The 14,822-nt window shown below is 39.9% G+C and carries 14 protein-coding genes and 1 tRNA gene; 2 read left to right on the top strand and 13 right to left on the bottom strand.

Annotated features, from left to right (window positions below; translation table 11 throughout):
* Nucleotide 1: 1 nt before the first annotated feature.
* On the bottom strand, nt 2-544 hold the full coding sequence (locus E7274_RS09635; protein WP_015550194.1) for a type IV toxin-antitoxin system AbiEi family antitoxin domain-containing protein: 543 nt from the start codon (nt 542-544) through the stop codon (nt 2-4).
* Between the two features lie 400 nt (nt 545-944).
* Between E7274_RS09635 and E7274_RS09630 the strand changes: the two genes are divergently transcribed.
* Nucleotides 945-1,712, top strand: coding sequence for a nucleoside phosphorylase (locus E7274_RS09630; RefSeq protein WP_304175559.1), 768 nt, complete (start codon nt 945-947; stop codon nt 1,710-1,712).
* A gap of 60 nt (nt 1,713-1,772) precedes the next feature.
* Here E7274_RS09630 and E7274_RS09625 read toward each other — a convergent pair whose 3' ends face one another.
* Both E7274_RS09625 and E7274_RS09620 read right to left on the bottom strand, forming a co-directional pair.
* Nucleotides 1,773-2,810 (bottom strand): M42 family metallopeptidase, encoded by a 1,038-nt coding sequence (locus E7274_RS09625; RefSeq protein WP_304175557.1) that lies wholly within the window; start codon nt 2,808-2,810, stop codon nt 1,773-1,775.
* Nucleotides 2,811-2,914: 104 nt separating this feature from the next.
* A tRNA-Thr gene (locus E7274_RS09620) sits at nt 2,915-2,986 on the bottom strand.
* 63 nt (nt 2,987-3,049) lie between these two features.
* On the opposite strand from E7274_RS09620, the gene E7274_RS09615 reads away from it, so the two are divergent.
* Nucleotides 3,050-4,318, top strand: a complete 1,269-nt coding sequence (locus tag E7274_RS09615) for a diaminopimelate decarboxylase (protein ID WP_304175555.1) — start codon at nt 3,050-3,052, stop codon at nt 4,316-4,318.
* 54 nt (nt 4,319-4,372) lie between these two features.
* Here the strand turns inward: E7274_RS09615 and E7274_RS09610 are convergent, their stop codons facing one another.
* The 10 genes from E7274_RS09610 to deoC all read right to left on the bottom strand — a co-directional run bounded on the left by E7274_RS09610 (nt 4,373) and on the right by deoC (nt 14,821).
* Nucleotides 4,373-5,470, bottom strand: coding sequence for an HD-GYP domain-containing protein (locus tag E7274_RS09610; protein WP_304175553.1), 1,098 nt, complete (start codon nt 5,468-5,470; stop codon nt 4,373-4,375).
* Nucleotides 5,471-5,478: 8 nt separating this feature from the next.
* Nucleotides 5,479-6,423, bottom strand: a complete 945-nt coding sequence (locus E7274_RS09605) for an ABC transporter permease (protein WP_304175551.1) — start codon at nt 6,421-6,423, stop codon at nt 5,479-5,481.
* A gap of 1 nt (nt 6,424) precedes the next feature.
* Complete coding sequence (locus E7274_RS09600; RefSeq protein WP_304175549.1) at nt 6,425-7,570, bottom strand: ABC transporter permease; 1,146 nt, start codon at nt 7,568-7,570, stop codon at nt 6,425-6,427.
* Nucleotides 7,570-9,108 (bottom strand): ABC transporter ATP-binding protein, encoded by a 1,539-nt coding sequence (locus tag E7274_RS09595; protein ID WP_304175547.1) that lies wholly within the window; start codon nt 9,106-9,108, stop codon nt 7,570-7,572. Before E7274_RS09595 ends, E7274_RS09600 begins: the two co-directional genes overlap by 1 nt.
* Before the next feature lie 160 nt (nt 9,109-9,268).
* Complete coding sequence (locus E7274_RS09590; protein ID WP_304175545.1) at nt 9,269-10,441, bottom strand: BMP family lipoprotein; 1,173 nt, start codon at nt 10,439-10,441, stop codon at nt 9,269-9,271.
* A 103-nt stretch (nt 10,442-10,544) separates the two neighbouring features.
* Nucleotides 10,545-11,000 (bottom strand): cytidine deaminase, encoded by a 456-nt coding sequence (locus E7274_RS09585; RefSeq protein ID WP_304175543.1) that lies wholly within the window; start codon nt 10,998-11,000, stop codon nt 10,545-10,547.
* Nucleotide 11,001: 1 nt separating this feature from the next.
* Nucleotides 11,002-12,399, bottom strand: a complete 1,398-nt coding sequence (locus E7274_RS09580; protein ID WP_033153282.1) for a tetratricopeptide repeat protein — start codon at nt 12,397-12,399, stop codon at nt 11,002-11,004.
* Between the two features lie 30 nt (nt 12,400-12,429).
* A complete protein-coding gene (locus tag E7274_RS09575; RefSeq protein WP_167541212.1) occupies nt 12,430-12,573 on the bottom strand; it encodes a hypothetical protein in 144 nt (47 codons plus the stop codon).
* 13 nt (nt 12,574-12,586) lie between these two features.
* The gene (locus tag E7274_RS09570; protein ID WP_304175541.1) at nt 12,587-13,987 is read right to left on the bottom strand and encodes a FapA family protein; all 1,401 of its coding nucleotides are present in this window, start codon (nt 13,985-13,987) and stop codon (nt 12,587-12,589) included.
* A 156-nt stretch (nt 13,988-14,143) separates the two neighbouring features.
* A complete protein-coding gene (gene deoC / locus E7274_RS09565; RefSeq protein ID WP_304175539.1) occupies nt 14,144-14,821 on the bottom strand; it encodes a deoxyribose-phosphate aldolase in 678 nt (225 codons plus the stop codon).
* Nucleotide 14,822: the final 1 nt, after the last annotated feature.

Below are 14,822 nucleotides of genomic sequence, written 5' to 3'. Positions count from 1 at the left end.
TCTATAAAACCTCCTCATCTATAGCTTTCTTTATCATTTTGCTCTTTGGGAAAATATCGGCATACTCCTGTATGCGCCATATTTCAAGATCATTTATTATCTCTCTATAATTTAACAACACCTCTTTGTATAAATCATATGGCATTGTATTCTTATGGCGAAGCAATTCTATAAGCATACGTTCCTTGTTATATATACGAATAATGTAACCATCAACTTCCTTTTCCACCACACCAAGATTTAACAGTTCATCTTTCATATATATTTGATTCACCCGACAATCCTTTAATTTGGCAGCTTTAGAGCCTGTTGCTAAATCATATTTTTCTGGTATAAGATCTGTAAGGTCATACATATAAAATGCATATTCTCCAGTAAGAACAGTCTTGGGATACTTCTTCATAATGATTCCTAGTTCATTTTCATGTTGCTTTGAAGAATAAATGCCATTTTCAATCTTATATAATTCCTTAGATTTAACTGCCTTATTTAATTGATAATCATTTCCGTATTGTTCAATTGCCTCTTTATAATTCATTATCATTTCAGTAAACCTCGGTAATTTCTTATTTTTCACCCACTTTTACTATAATATATCATCTAAAACGCCAACAGTAAAGTGAAACTCGGTAATTTTCCACTTTTTACCGATATATACTAAAATATTATTCTTCATACTATTTGTAAACTCATAACAATGAATACTTTCGATAAAATGATATAACGGGCAACCAAAAGGGCAACGAGACTTCCGACATGCTTTTCCTCCTTGATTTTATAGTATTTGTGAACCCTGTTTAAGGTTCAAGTCCCGCAGCCGGCATATGGAAATGAAAAAGACCTAGGTACATACCTAGGTCTTTTTCTATAAAATTAAAAATAACTCTGTATTTTCCTCCCCAACATTGTTATACTATCCATTAAAAATATAAGGGAGGAACATCATGATTATTAAACACGAAATACCAATACTTGAATACGACGACCACTCAGCTGAAGTAATAGCTCCAGCATATGAATGGAATAATGTAACCCTTCCAAAGAAATGTCTTTTTGCATTCCTAGGTGATGTAGTTGAAAAATACGCCTTGGAGCACAATGCCAGGAAAGTGGAAGAATTCAAAACCTTCTCTCACATTGTAAATATTTATGTTTTGAAAAATGGAGACGAAGATATTTGCCTGGTGCAGCCAATAATCGGTGCTCCTGCCGCTGCTTCACTTTTGGATTCGTTGATAGCATGCGGTTGTGAAAAGATTATTGCTGTTGGTTCCTGCGGTGTACTGGCTGATTTACCTGAGAACGCCTTTATCGTCCCAACAAGAGCTCTTAGAGCCGAGGGTACTTCATATCATTACCTTCCTGCTTCACGCTTTATCGAGCTTGATACAGAGCCTGTGGAGGCCATTGAAAGCTGTTTCAAAGACCATAATCTCCCTTTTGTAACCTGCACTACCTGGACAACAGATGCATTTTTCAGAGAGACAAAAGATATGGTTAAACATAGATTAGATGCGGGATGTTCTGTTGTGGAAATGGAATGCTCTGCTCTTGCTGCTGTCAGCAAGAAGCGCGGTGCAAAATTCGGTCAGTTCCTCTTCACCGGAGATTCTTTGGCAAATGTTCATGATTATGATGCCAGAGATTTCGGAAAGGACTCTCACGAAAAAGCTTTATTACTAGGACTTGATGTGCTAAAACACTACAACTAATAATTCTCAAGTAAAAAAAGACAAGGTCCCAAAGCCTTGTCTTTCTTAATATAATCAAATTTATTTTACGTAATTGATAAGAAGCTTGAATGTGTTTTCAACACCCTTCTTGTGAGAGCGTTCGTATCCGTGGCTTGCATAAACACCAGCTCCGATAAGTCCATGCTTTACATCGTAGCCCGCGTTAAGAGCCGCATCAGCGTCTGAACCATAGTGAGGGTAAACATCTACAGCAAAATCAATTTCGTTATCTCTAGCAGCCTTTATCAAAGCAGAAACCACATCATAGTTGTAAGGGCCACCACTATCCTTTGCACAGATACTTACCTGTGTCTCTTTGCAATCAAGGCCCTCACCAATGCATCCCATATCTACCGAAAGAATCTCTGTAACGCCATCTGGAACAGTTCCGCATGCGCCATGTCCCACCTCTTCGTAAACAGTGATATGATGGTATACCTTTCTCTCTGGTGTGATTTTGTTGTCTGCCAAATACTTTGCCTGGCCAAGAAGAATTCCAACAGAAAGCTTATCATCAAGGAAACGGCTTTTGATGTAGCCTGACTCTGTAACTCTTGTGCGTGGCTCGAAAGCAACAATATCTCCAATCATGATGCCAAGAGCTTTTGTATCATCTGCAGATGAAACTTCCTCATCAACAACCACTTCCATACCCTTAAACTCACGGGTCTTTGTAGAGTAATCTCCATTAACGTGAACAGATGCATCATTAAGCTGGAATGTTCCCTCGTAAACCTTGCCATCTCTTGTGTAGATACGACAGTTCTCAGACTCACCATTGTTTGGATTGAATCCACCAAGTGGAGTAAGCTCAAGATTACCATTGTCCTTAATCTTGCAAACCATTCCGCCAAGTGTATCCATGTGAGCTTCGATAAGAAGCGCATCATCCTCTGCCTTTCCTCCCAAATCAACAAGGATACCGCCCTTAGTGGTCATCTGAGGCTTATAACCAAGCTTTTCATATTCTGCCATAAGATGCTTAGCAGCAGTGGCTGTGAACCCTGTAGGGCTATCTATGCCCAGAATATCAACAGTCTGATTTACCATGTAATCTACGTATTTACTAGTGTCCATTTATATACCTCCTAAAATTATAATCAGTTGTGTAAAACCAGTTTACATTAACACTTTATTATGTTAAAGTATTCCCAATCAGAGAAAAGAAGATAATAAAAAAGAGCTGGTGACGGGAATTGAACCCGTGACCCCTTCCTTACCAAGGAAGTGCTCTACCTCTGAGCCACACCAGCTTGCTTATTCAGCAAGAAAAAGCATATCAAAGTTGAGTATCATTGTCAAGGAGATGAATAGCTATGAAAACCCCATTTGTTACAAAAGAAAAGATTCAAGAAATTACACAAACAATCCCAACTCCTTTCAACATTTATGACGAAAAGGGAATCCGAGAAAATGCCCGTGCAGTAAACAAGGCATTTAGCTGGAATAAAGGTTTTAAAGAATATTTTGCAGTTAAGGCAAATCCAAACCCATTCATCCTAAAAATTCTTCAGGAAGAAGGTTGCGGCGTTGACTGTGCATCATATGTGGAGCTTGCATTATCAGACCAGATTGGTTTCAAAAAAGACGATATAATGTTTTCTTCTAATGATACTCCTGCTAGCGAATTTCAGTACGCTGATGAGTTAGGAGTCATCGTAAACTTAGACGACTTTACACACATCGATTTCTACGAGAAGGCCGTAGGCCATTTTCCTAACAAGATGTGTTGCAGATACAATCCAGGCGGTGTATATGAGCTTTCAAACGGCATTATGGATAATCCTGGGGATAGCAAGTATGGAATGACTAAAGAGCAGATTTTCGAGGCATATCAGGTTCTTAGAGATAAGGGTGTCGAGGAGTTCGGAATCCATGCATTCTTAGTTTCAAATACTGTTACAAATGATTACTACCCTGCCCTTGCAAAGACTTTGTTCGAGCTTATTGTTGAGCTTAAGGAAAAGACAGGTATTTCCATTTCATTTGTTAACCTTTCTGGTGGAGTTGGTATTGCATACCGTCCAGATCAAAAACCAAACGATATTGCAGTGATTGGTGAAGGCGTTCACAAGGCATTTGATGAAATTCTCGTTCCTGCCGGCCTTGGAGATGTTGCTATCTTCACTGAAATGGGTCGTTTTATGATGGGACCTTATGGTGGACTTGTTACAACAGCAATCCATGAAAAGCACATTTACAAGGAGTACATCGGAGTAGATGCATGCGCTGTAGACCTTATGCGTCCAGCTGTATACGGTTCATATCATCATGTAACAGTTCTTGGAAAGGAAAATGCTCCAGAGGATAAGGTATACGATATCACCGGTTCTCTCTGCGAAAACTGCGATAAATTTGCTGTAGACCGTCAGCTTCCACAAATCGACATGGGAGACATCCTATTTATCCACGATACAGGTGCTCACGGTTACTCAATGGGATATAACTACAACGGAAAGCTAAAGAGCGCCGAAGTTCTTCTTAAGGAAGATGGAAGCTTCAAGCTTATCCGTCGTCCAGAAACAATCAAGGATTATCTTGCTACATTCGATGGACTTGGAGTTGTTGATAATCTATTAAAATAATCACTAATATGTGCATAAACAAAAAAGCTAGGAGCAATAACTCCTAGCTTTTCTTTATATACAAGCTCTAATGTACAAATCTGTACGCTCCTGCAAATCTACGAACGAGCCGTCATCCAGCTTTATTAGCGGACTTGCTAAAGCGTTCTTTTTAACCATAGTGATAATTCCACGAGAATTATCCGAAAGAAGCACACCTGTCCCAATATAGGACTGGGCAATATTCTGTAGAAAGACATGTAAGACATTTTGATCGTACTTGCTTGGCTCCACTCTTTGGAACTGAGCAATTACTTCGAATGGACAAATTCCAGCTCGATAAACTCTATCCGCTGTCATCGCGTCATACACATCTGTAATAGCTACTATCTTTGAAAAAGGATTAATAAAGTCCTTTGTAAGCCCATAAGGATAACCGCTGCCATCATTACGCTCATGGTGCTGAAGAGCAGCAAGCTTTATGCGTCTGTCTATTGGCAAATCACTAAGCAAATTATATCCAAGAAGTGGATGTTCAGCCATTCGGCCAAACTCTTCTGCATTAAGTGGACCTGGCTTTGTCAAAATGCTGTGAGGCACAAGAGATTTTCCTATATCGTGATAAAGACCACACATAGTAAGAACATCCAGCTCTTTCTCATCTGTAATACCAAGCCATCCTCCACACACTCTGGAAATGATTGCCACATTAACAGAATGCCTGAATGTGCTACGGTCAATCTCCTGAATGTTTAGCATCATTGCCATAATGCCAAGACCTGTAGAGTGCTTTTCAAACACCGAATGAATCTCCTGGATTAATTCGGTATCATCCAATGCCCCCTGTTTCTCAACAAAATCACTGATAATCCCTTCAAGCCTATCGGAGCATTTTTCATATGCTCTCTTAAACTCTTTGAATTCCTCGCTGTTGAGAATTCGCCAAGACTGGGTCTCGCCGATGAACTCATCAGGTGCATCGAATTGATATTTTTCAATCGCATCTTTCTCGTCCTGAATCTTGAGTTCTTTGATTCCATAATAGCTTATGTGCAAAAGCTGCTGAGCTGTTATGGCTGTACCTTCATCGGCAAGAACCTGTCCCTTAGGACTTATTATCTTTTCCGCCAGAATCATTCCCGGCTTCATTTCGTCTACGTTAATTATTTTCATATGACAATTTATCTAGCACCTTTATCGTATGGAATTCCTTCTGCCTTTGGTGCACGTGAATTCTGTGATGTAAATGCAAGAACAATAAGTGAAACAATGTAAGGGAACATGTTGTAAACAGTTCCTGAAATAGGTAATGCGTGTAAGAATCCGATTGCTGTATATACGTTTGAAAGTGATCTAAATACAGCGAAGAGGATTGCTGACCATGCAATACGCTCTGGCTTCCACTGACCAAAAATCATAACTGCAAGAGCAAGGAAACCTGCTCCGGCAACACCGTAATCAAAATGCCATGTTGAGTTTGCTGCTGCGATATAAATGATTCCACCGAGACCTGCAAGGAATCCCGAAATAAGAACACCTGCATATCTCATTGCGTAAACATTGATACCTACTGAATCAGCTGCCTGTGGATGCTCACCACATGCTCTAAGTCTAAGAGCAAACTTTGTCTTGTAGAATACGACAATTGCTGCTACAAGAAGAACTAAACCAACAACCTCGAACCAGTTGAAGTCGATTTTGCTAGTGTGAATAATAAATGCTTTGTAACCTCTGTTGTAATCAAGCTTTGCAGAGAAATCTGAACCGTGAGAACGTGTTGTGTTGAAAGCCTTGATAATAACAGTAGCTGCTGCTGTTGCAAGCATGTTTACAGCTGTACCTACAAGGGTCTGATCTGCCTTGAAGTTGATGCAGGCAACTGCTATTAACAGTGATGAAAGCATACCTGCGATTGCTGCTGCACAAAGTGTGCAAACGATGATTGCTGCCTTTGGCCAATTTTCAGGAACAAGAACCATTACCATAGCTCCTGCCATAGCTCCAAATACCATGATTCCTTCAAGACCAAGATTGATGATACCGCTTCGCTCTGAGAACATACCACCCAAAGCTACAAGAATCAGTACTGCTGATGAGATGAGGGTGTATTGAATAAGTAAAGCCATACTACACCTCCTTTTCTTCAGCTTTTGCTGACTTTGTTGCTGGCTCGGCATTGGCATTAACCTTTACCTTAGCTGGTCTATTAACTACTGACTTAAAGAACAATACGAAACCGCAAAGGTAAATGATAATAGCTATAACTAAATCAGCAACCTGTGGGTTGTAATAGTTTGTGTTGAGGTACTGACCACCAAGAGTAATGTACTCTACAAATAAGCCAGCGAAAATTGTTCCGATTGGATGTAAACCACCAAGGAACGCAACGGCGATTCCTGAGAATCCCATGCCTGGAACTGAAGCAGAAATTGTGTAGTGCTCCATTCCTGTAAGATAGAACTGAGAAGCTGCAAATCCTGAAATAGCACCTGAAATAACAAGTGTAAGGATGATATTGCGCTTTGCATTCATACCTGCATATTTAGCAGCCTCTTTGTTGTGACCTGTTGCCTTTAATTCATAACCAAATGTTGTCTTATTAAGAACTACAAGTATTGCGATAGCAATAATAATTGTTGCTGGTATTGCGATTGTTGTGTATTTATTGCCACCGAAGAAATCCTGTATGAATCCAGGTAATATTGCTGAAGGATTAACTGCTACAATATCAAATGTCTCAGACTTTGTCTGATTCATACATTTTTCGCCACCGATGATAATGTTGCAAAGATATAAGCCAATCCAGTTGAGCATGATACCTGCGATAACTTCGTTTACGTTGAAGTATGCCTTAAGGAGTCCTGCCATAAATCCCCAAAGAGCACCTGCAGCAATTGCTGCAACAACACATAAGAACCAATTCCAACCAAGAGCCAATGCGCAATAAAGGCTGGCGATAATACCTACTGTGTACTGACCGGCAGCTCCGATATTGAACAATCCGGCTTTGTAAGCAAAAAGAATTGCTTCAGCACAAAGAATAAGTGGCATTGATTTTACAAGGAATGATCCCATGTATTTCATAAGAACTGTTGAGTTCCCGCTAAACTTGAAAAAGTTTGTAATGATTGCCTGCATACCTTCAGTCGCATGCTCAGCATTCATTGTAAGTAGAATGATATATCCGATGAATATACCTAAAACTGCACATAGAATTGACGCAATAATCGTCTGAACGGCAGGGCGTCTAAAAAAGCTAATCTTCTCTCCCATTAGTTAGCCTCCTTTCCGTTGTCTCGCTTTGCGCCTGACATATAAAGGCCGAGTTCCTGAAGTGTAGTCTGCTTTGGATCTAACTCTCCAACGATTTCACCTTCATACATAACAAGAATTCTATCAGATAGGTTCATAACCTCATCCAACTCTAAAGAAACAAGTAAGATTGCCTTACCGTTGTCTCTTTCTTTAACGATTTCCTCGTGGATATATTCGATAGCACCAACATCAAGACCTCTTGTAGGCTGAACTGCAACAAGAAGCTCATGGTCTCTATCCATCTCACGAGCAACGATAGCCTTCTGCTGGTTACCACCAGACATAGAACGGACAATTGTGCGAGCGCCCTGACCAGAACGAACATCAAATGCACTTGCAAGTCTGTCAGAGTACTGTCTCATCTCTTTCTTTTTGATAAGTCCACCCTTTTGGAAAGCTGGCTCGAAATATCTCTGAAGAATCATGTTTTCCTCGAGAGTATAGTCAAGAACAAGACCATGCTTATGTCTGTCTTCTGGGACATGACTCATACCATGTGTGTTCTTATATCTAATAGATTTCTTTGTGATATCCTCACCACAAAGAGTGATTTTACCACTTGAAATATCATCGAGACCTGTAAGAGCTCCAACGAACTCTGTCTGACCATTTCCGTCGATACCAGCGATACATACGATTTCACCAGCGCGAACATTGAATGAAACGTTGTGTACAGAATCATTTGAATGAATCTTACTCTTTACACAAACATTCTCTACCTTCAATACTTCTTTGCCAGGATTTGCTGGCGCTTTGTCTACTGCAAACTTTACATTACGTCCAACCATCATAGAAGAAAGCTCTTCCTTGGTAGTGTTTGCAACATCAACTGTACCGATGTATTTACCCTTTCTAAGGATTGAACATCTGTCAGCAACTTCCATGATTTCGTTGAGCTTGTGAGTGATGAAGAGGATTGACTTACCTTCTGCAGCAAGCTCCTTCATGATTTTCATAAGCTCATCTATTTCCTGAGGTGTAAGAACAGCTGTAGGCTCATCAAAGATAAGAACTTCGTTATCTCTGTAAAGCATCTTAAGTATTTCTACACGCTGCTGCATACCAACAGTGATATCCTCTACCATAGCATCAGGATCAACCTTAAGATTGTACTTTTCAGACAATCTAATAACCTTTGCTCTAGCTTCTTCCTTTGTGAGGAAACCAAACTTGCTTGGCTCTGATCCAAGAATGATGTTATCAAGTACCGAGAAAATATCTACCAACATAAAGTGCTGATGAACCATTCCGATACCAAGGTCAGTAGCATCATTCGGATTGCTAATTTTAACCTCTTTACCGTCTTTTTTAATTACTCCCTTTTCTGGAGTGTACAGTCCAAAAAGAACGCTCATAAGCGTGGACTTTCCAGCTCCATTTTCACCGAGAAGTGCATGAATTTCTCCGCGCTTAAGTTGCAAAGTGATGTCGTCATTTGCAATTATGCCTGGAAATTCTTTTGTAATATGCAGCATCTCAATTACATAATCTTCCATCGCAATACCTTTCTACAATAAAAATTTTGATTTACGCCCAGCCTGACTCAGCTAGCAAAACCATAAAAATCATTACACCTCATATAATGATTTTTAGAGCCTTGCTATAATTTCAAAAAAAGGGAAGGACTAAGCCTTCCCTTTGTAATCCAGTTACGCCTTAGTGAATATTATCAAACTCTGTAACCTTGATTGTTGTTGTTGGCATAGCATCGATGCTTACGTCAACTGTGATTGTTCCATCATACATCTGAGAAACAAGTGTGTTGTAATCATCAACTGTGAAGTTTTCCATTGTCCATGTGTCTGTTGGAAGCTGAACATAGTTTAAAGAAGGATCTGTACCTGATACAAGACCAAGGTTCTCGATCTTTCCTGCATGAGCATCCCAATTTCCATTGACAACATCTGTAAGTGTAGCCTCTACTGTTGCAGCAAGACCCTTCATAGCAGATGTTACGCAAAGACCCTCAACATCATACTGATCGTGAATTACGCCTGACTGGTCAACGTCAACACCTACAACGTGTCCGTCAGCCTTTACAGCAGCTTCGCAAGCTGATGTGTAGATACCACCACCACAAGCGAATACGATTTCAGTACCGTTTGAGTACCAAGAATCCATAGTAGCTGTGATAGCCTCATCACCCTGGAACTGACCACCATATACATAATTAACTTCAACCTCAGAAGAATTTCCAAGCTCCTCAGCAGCCTTATCAGCACCTGCTACGAAACCGTATCCATAACGGATAACAGCTGGAACAGCGATACCACCAAGGAAACCAAGCTTTGTATAGCCTTCTTTAACTACTGCATAACCTGCCATGTAACCAGCAAGCTCTTCCTGGTATGTGAATGCACATACGTTTGAAGGGATTTCTGTCATGCCTGCATCAGCGAAGTCGCTCTCACCACAGTCAAGTGCGATGATTGTAACATCTGGATAAGTGTCAGCAACTTCTGCGATCATAGCAGCGAAAAGATAACCTGGACAAACTACTACGTTGTAACCATCAGCTACTGCGTTCTCAAATGCAGCAACACGGTCATCGTCTGTGTTGTCTGCTGGCTTATAGTACTGGAAATCAGCACCTGTCTCAGCAGAAAATGCCTGAATAGCCTCATATGTTGTCTGGTTGAATGACTGATCTGTGATATCACCAGAGTCAGTAATCATTGCGATTCTGAAATCGCTTGCTGCCTCAGATTCTGCAGCCCCCTCAGTTGTTGTAGCTGATGTGCTGTCAGATGATGCAGATGATCCACATGCAACAAATGTTGATACAGCCATTGCAGCTACGAGAAGTACACTTAATAACTTCTTTTTCATTCTTCTATTCCTCCTATTTGCTTTGTTTCTTCTGATAAAGAAACACATAGTTAAATTATAATTTATTTTGCTATTTTTGCAACAAATATAGGACTTTTTGTGACTATTCTATGTACAAGTTTTTAGGCCCAAACCCAAAAGGAAGTATCTCTTTAAGTGTTTTGTTCGTCATCTTGACATCATTCGGAGTAATATTAGACAAATTGTCTACATTTTTAACTTCTGCAAGAATAATTCTAAATGTATCAGGATCACCAAATTCATTAAGAACCTGTCGGCATACACCGCATGGTGCACAAAGAGGAAGATCCTTTAGATTATCCATTCCACCAACTACTGCAATGGCTTCGTATTCTTTGTAGCCTTCACTTACCGCTTTGAATACTGCAGTTCGCTCAGCACAATTTGTAGGAGTGTACCCTGCATTTTCCACGTTACATCCCTTGAAAACTGTACCATCTTTGCATAAAAGAGCTGCGCCAACCTTATGATGTGAATATGGTGTGTACGCCATTTCTCTAGCTTCTAGAGCTAACTTTATTAATTCAAAATCTGTCATATTATTCACCTACTTCTGTAGCACTTAATTCGGTATCATCAGCTGCAAGGTAAACCTTTGCCTGCTTGCCCCATTTATTACTTGGGTAAAGCTCAACAACACGATTAAAGCATTCAAGTGCTAACTCAGTCTCTCCTGTAAGTCTGTAGCAGTCTCCAAGTAAGAACAGAGCTGCTCCGCTATTGTATGTCTCGTCTATTTCAACAACTGTCTTGAAATTTGTGATTGCACTTTCATAGTTTTCTTCTGTATAGAAGTTGTTGCCATCATCGTAATATCCCTGGATAATTGTAGGTGACAAGCTAGCATATAAATTATCGTATGCTGTCTGCCCCTGTTCCCCAAGAACATCTCTGGTGACAAGCTGAATGTAATCAGCTGCAGTTACGCTATCGCCCTCATTGTAATAATTCTGAGCAGCAAAAAGATTATCGTAAGATGTAGCAACATCCTGCTTATCATCATAAGCACTTAAGCTTGACTGTAAATTCTCAATTTCTGTTTGAAGAGATTCATTTTCTGTTTTTGCATCTGACAATTCTTCATTCAATGCAAGAACAGTGTCAGTATTATCATCTGTCATATTATCTCTTACTGTAGGTACAACAAGGAAGAAGCAAATCAACAGACCGATAACTAATCCAAGCAAAATATTCATGAAGCTTGCCCTTGAGTTATCCAACATGCTTCTGAATGAATTCTCAGACATGATAACTGTATCGTTACCGTCTGCGAATGTAACTACATCATTTTTCTTTCTTCTTCTGCCTGTATTCTGTTCCTTAAGGCGTTCCTTAACCTCGTGGATATATCGTATAGTCGTAGTGTTATTGCTATCGATTTTAGCTGCCTGACTAAGGAATTTTCTTGCATCAGCATACTTCTTTTCCTGGATATAAAGAAGGGAAAGTAACTGCAAGGCCTTTACGAAATTGGGGTTCTGGCTTACAACCTTTTTTAGTTGAATCATCGCCAAATCTCTACTGCCCGCTTTGCAGTACTCAATAGCCTGATTATATTTTTTGATTGTGGAATTAGTCTTTGTTAAAAGACCTGGATCACTTTCAATTTCTGCAAGATATCTATCTGCATCTGGATTATCCTCCTCCTGCAGATTTTTTGAGAGAACCCACTCATTTAAAGCTCTAACCATCTCCCCTGTCTGATAATAGCAGAGTCCAAGAAGGTTACGTGCTCTAGTATTATACTTGTAGTATTGAAGTGATGATTTCAGCGAATCAATTGCACCAGATAAATCTCTGACCTTGGCCTTTTCCAAGCCCTGATTATAGAACACATAAGACGTGTATATGATTTGTTTGTATAACAAAATATCGGCACCGCAGTTGTAACAAACTTTGTCGTTACCAACTTCGGCACCACACATAAAACATTGCATTTATTATTCTCCGTAAAATATAAGCTTCAATTATTTCCCGTTATTCTGCTGAGTAGATAAGTTCATTAACAAATCAGTTAAGTCTGTTAAATCTCTGGCCTTAATATCTGCCTCGGCCTGTTCTACTTCTATGGCAGGTTCATATTTTTTTAATTCTTCTTCGAAATCTATCATGATTTACCTCTGTCTAGCCTCTTATTTTAACCAGTCTTATGCCTTCTTCGCTTTTTTCTATCTCGATTGCTTCATGCGTCTCATTGATGCTTGCATGATGATCATCTACCGAAAGATTGCTTCCTGCATATAGACGTCTATACACCTTGATAGTAGCGCCCTTGCCAGACATAATAACTTCTTTCATGTAATTAAGCTTTTTTGTTTCCTCCAAAACGATAGCCTCATCTCGAATACGTACTCGGAGAAGTTGCATACGTCTTGGATCTTCTTTTACATTGATACCGCGTTCTTCGCCTAACTTGTCGAAATCCTCGATACCCTTTTTTATCTTCTGAACATTGGCAGTAAGTGCCATTATTTTCTTCGCTAACATTTCGTATTCAGCAGCGCGCTCGACATCAACGCCCACTGATACATTTGTAATAGTTCCAAATGAGTTGCCAATATCATTGACTTCTACACCCTGAACTGCAGAAACATAGCCTCCTATAATAGAAGCATTGTTTCCATTTAATTCTATGTGGCCATCACAGGAGATTTTACTCTTAAAGAAATAGTCCGCTGTGATATTGCCTGAACATGTGATGATTGCATACTCTACGAACTGAGCTGTTATAGAACCCTTACAATCAATAACTGTTTTTTCATTTCCCTTTATGCCTGAAAGCAGGAATAAATCCTTGCCTGCGTGAATGTCACAATCCTCTATAAGCCCATGTATTATGACATTTCCTGCTGCATCAATAACGGCACCATCATGTACGCCGCCATGCACAATAACATCACCATTAAACTTGATGTTACCTGTTTCAATGCCAACATCTCCCTGCACTTCATGAACAGGAGAAACCAGAATCTTTCCCTGGTTTACCTCTATTTTCCCATCAATCTTTGCTGTGTATGTAAGATTGTCACTTGATCTATCGAAACCTCGACCAATCAATGGTGGTAAATCTCTCACAGGCTTAGGCTCGAGAATCTGTCCACGAACAGACATACCTCTACTGCCTTGAACCGCTGGGTGATATGTAGCAATAACATCGCCCTCCTGCACTGTCTCTATAGTCTTAATACTCATATAGTCGGCAGTGCCATCTGGACGAATTGTTGGTTTTCTATTGAAGTTTGTATCAAAAAGATACTCATAATATCCCGGGGTACCTTGCTGCTGTGGTGTGCCCGATGCGACCTTGATAGGCCTTCCGTAAATAGGACTATCGGCAAGCCTTGCCAACATCTCCTGATCGATACCAAAGGAAACATTGGCATTATTCAAGAACCCAAGTAACTGTGCTGCAGTAAACTTAGGTACTTCATTTTTTCCATCAGGAATCTTGAAAGTCATAGTAGCTTCCAAGCCATCTGATGACACTTGTACTTTTGGTGCAAACGCGCTAACCGGCTGAGCCATAAGTCCCCCAAAACATTATGCTAGTAGTATTTTAAGTACATAATAACCATAGTATATGTATAGTACTATATATTAAGATAATTATAGTTATTATTTCTAATTTTGTCATGAAATATTCTAATTTTACAAGAATTTTCATGAAATTTTCACAGCTGATTAGTATTTACCGTCGTTTGGAAGGCCTTTAACAGCTTTTACAACTCTACTTGTACCAAGTCTTGATGCTCCAAGGTCGATAAACTTCTGAGCATCCTCAAGCGAAGCAATTCCGCCTGCAGCCTTGATAAGCTTGCCGTTTGTCATGTGATCTGCCATAAGCTTGATATCATCAAATGTAGCTCCGCCTGTAGAGAAGCCTGTTGAAGTCTTGATGTAATCTGCATCTGATTTAGAAACAACTTCGCACATCTTAATCTTCTCTTCATCTGTAAGAAGACAGCACTCGATAATAACCTTTAAAAGCTTACCATTGCAAGCAGCCTTGATTGCGTTAATCTCAGCAAGAACATCATCATATCTACCTTCCTTAACCCAACCAACGTTGATAACCATATCTACTTCGTCTGCACCATTGTTTACAGCATCTGTAGCCATGAAGCACTTAGAAGCTGTTGTTGCATAACCATTAGGGAAGCCAATTACTGTACAGATTGGAAGATGTCCTCCCTGCTCCTTTACATAATCAGCAGCCTGCTTTACAAAGCTAGCTGGGATGCAAACTGAAGCAGTCTCATACTTCATTCCATCATCAACGATTCCCTTAATGTCATTCCATGTTGCATCCACCCCAAGAAGTGTGTGGTCGCATTTGCTTAAAATATTCTTAATATCCATA

The sequence above is a fragment of the Pseudobutyrivibrio ruminis genome, from assembly GCF_015057245.1.
Taxonomy (GTDB): Bacteria; Bacillota; Clostridia; order Lachnospirales; family Lachnospiraceae; genus Pseudobutyrivibrio; species Pseudobutyrivibrio ruminis_E.
Note: the sequence above shows the minus strand (reverse complement) of the source record. Positions and strands in the feature narration are given on the sequence as shown.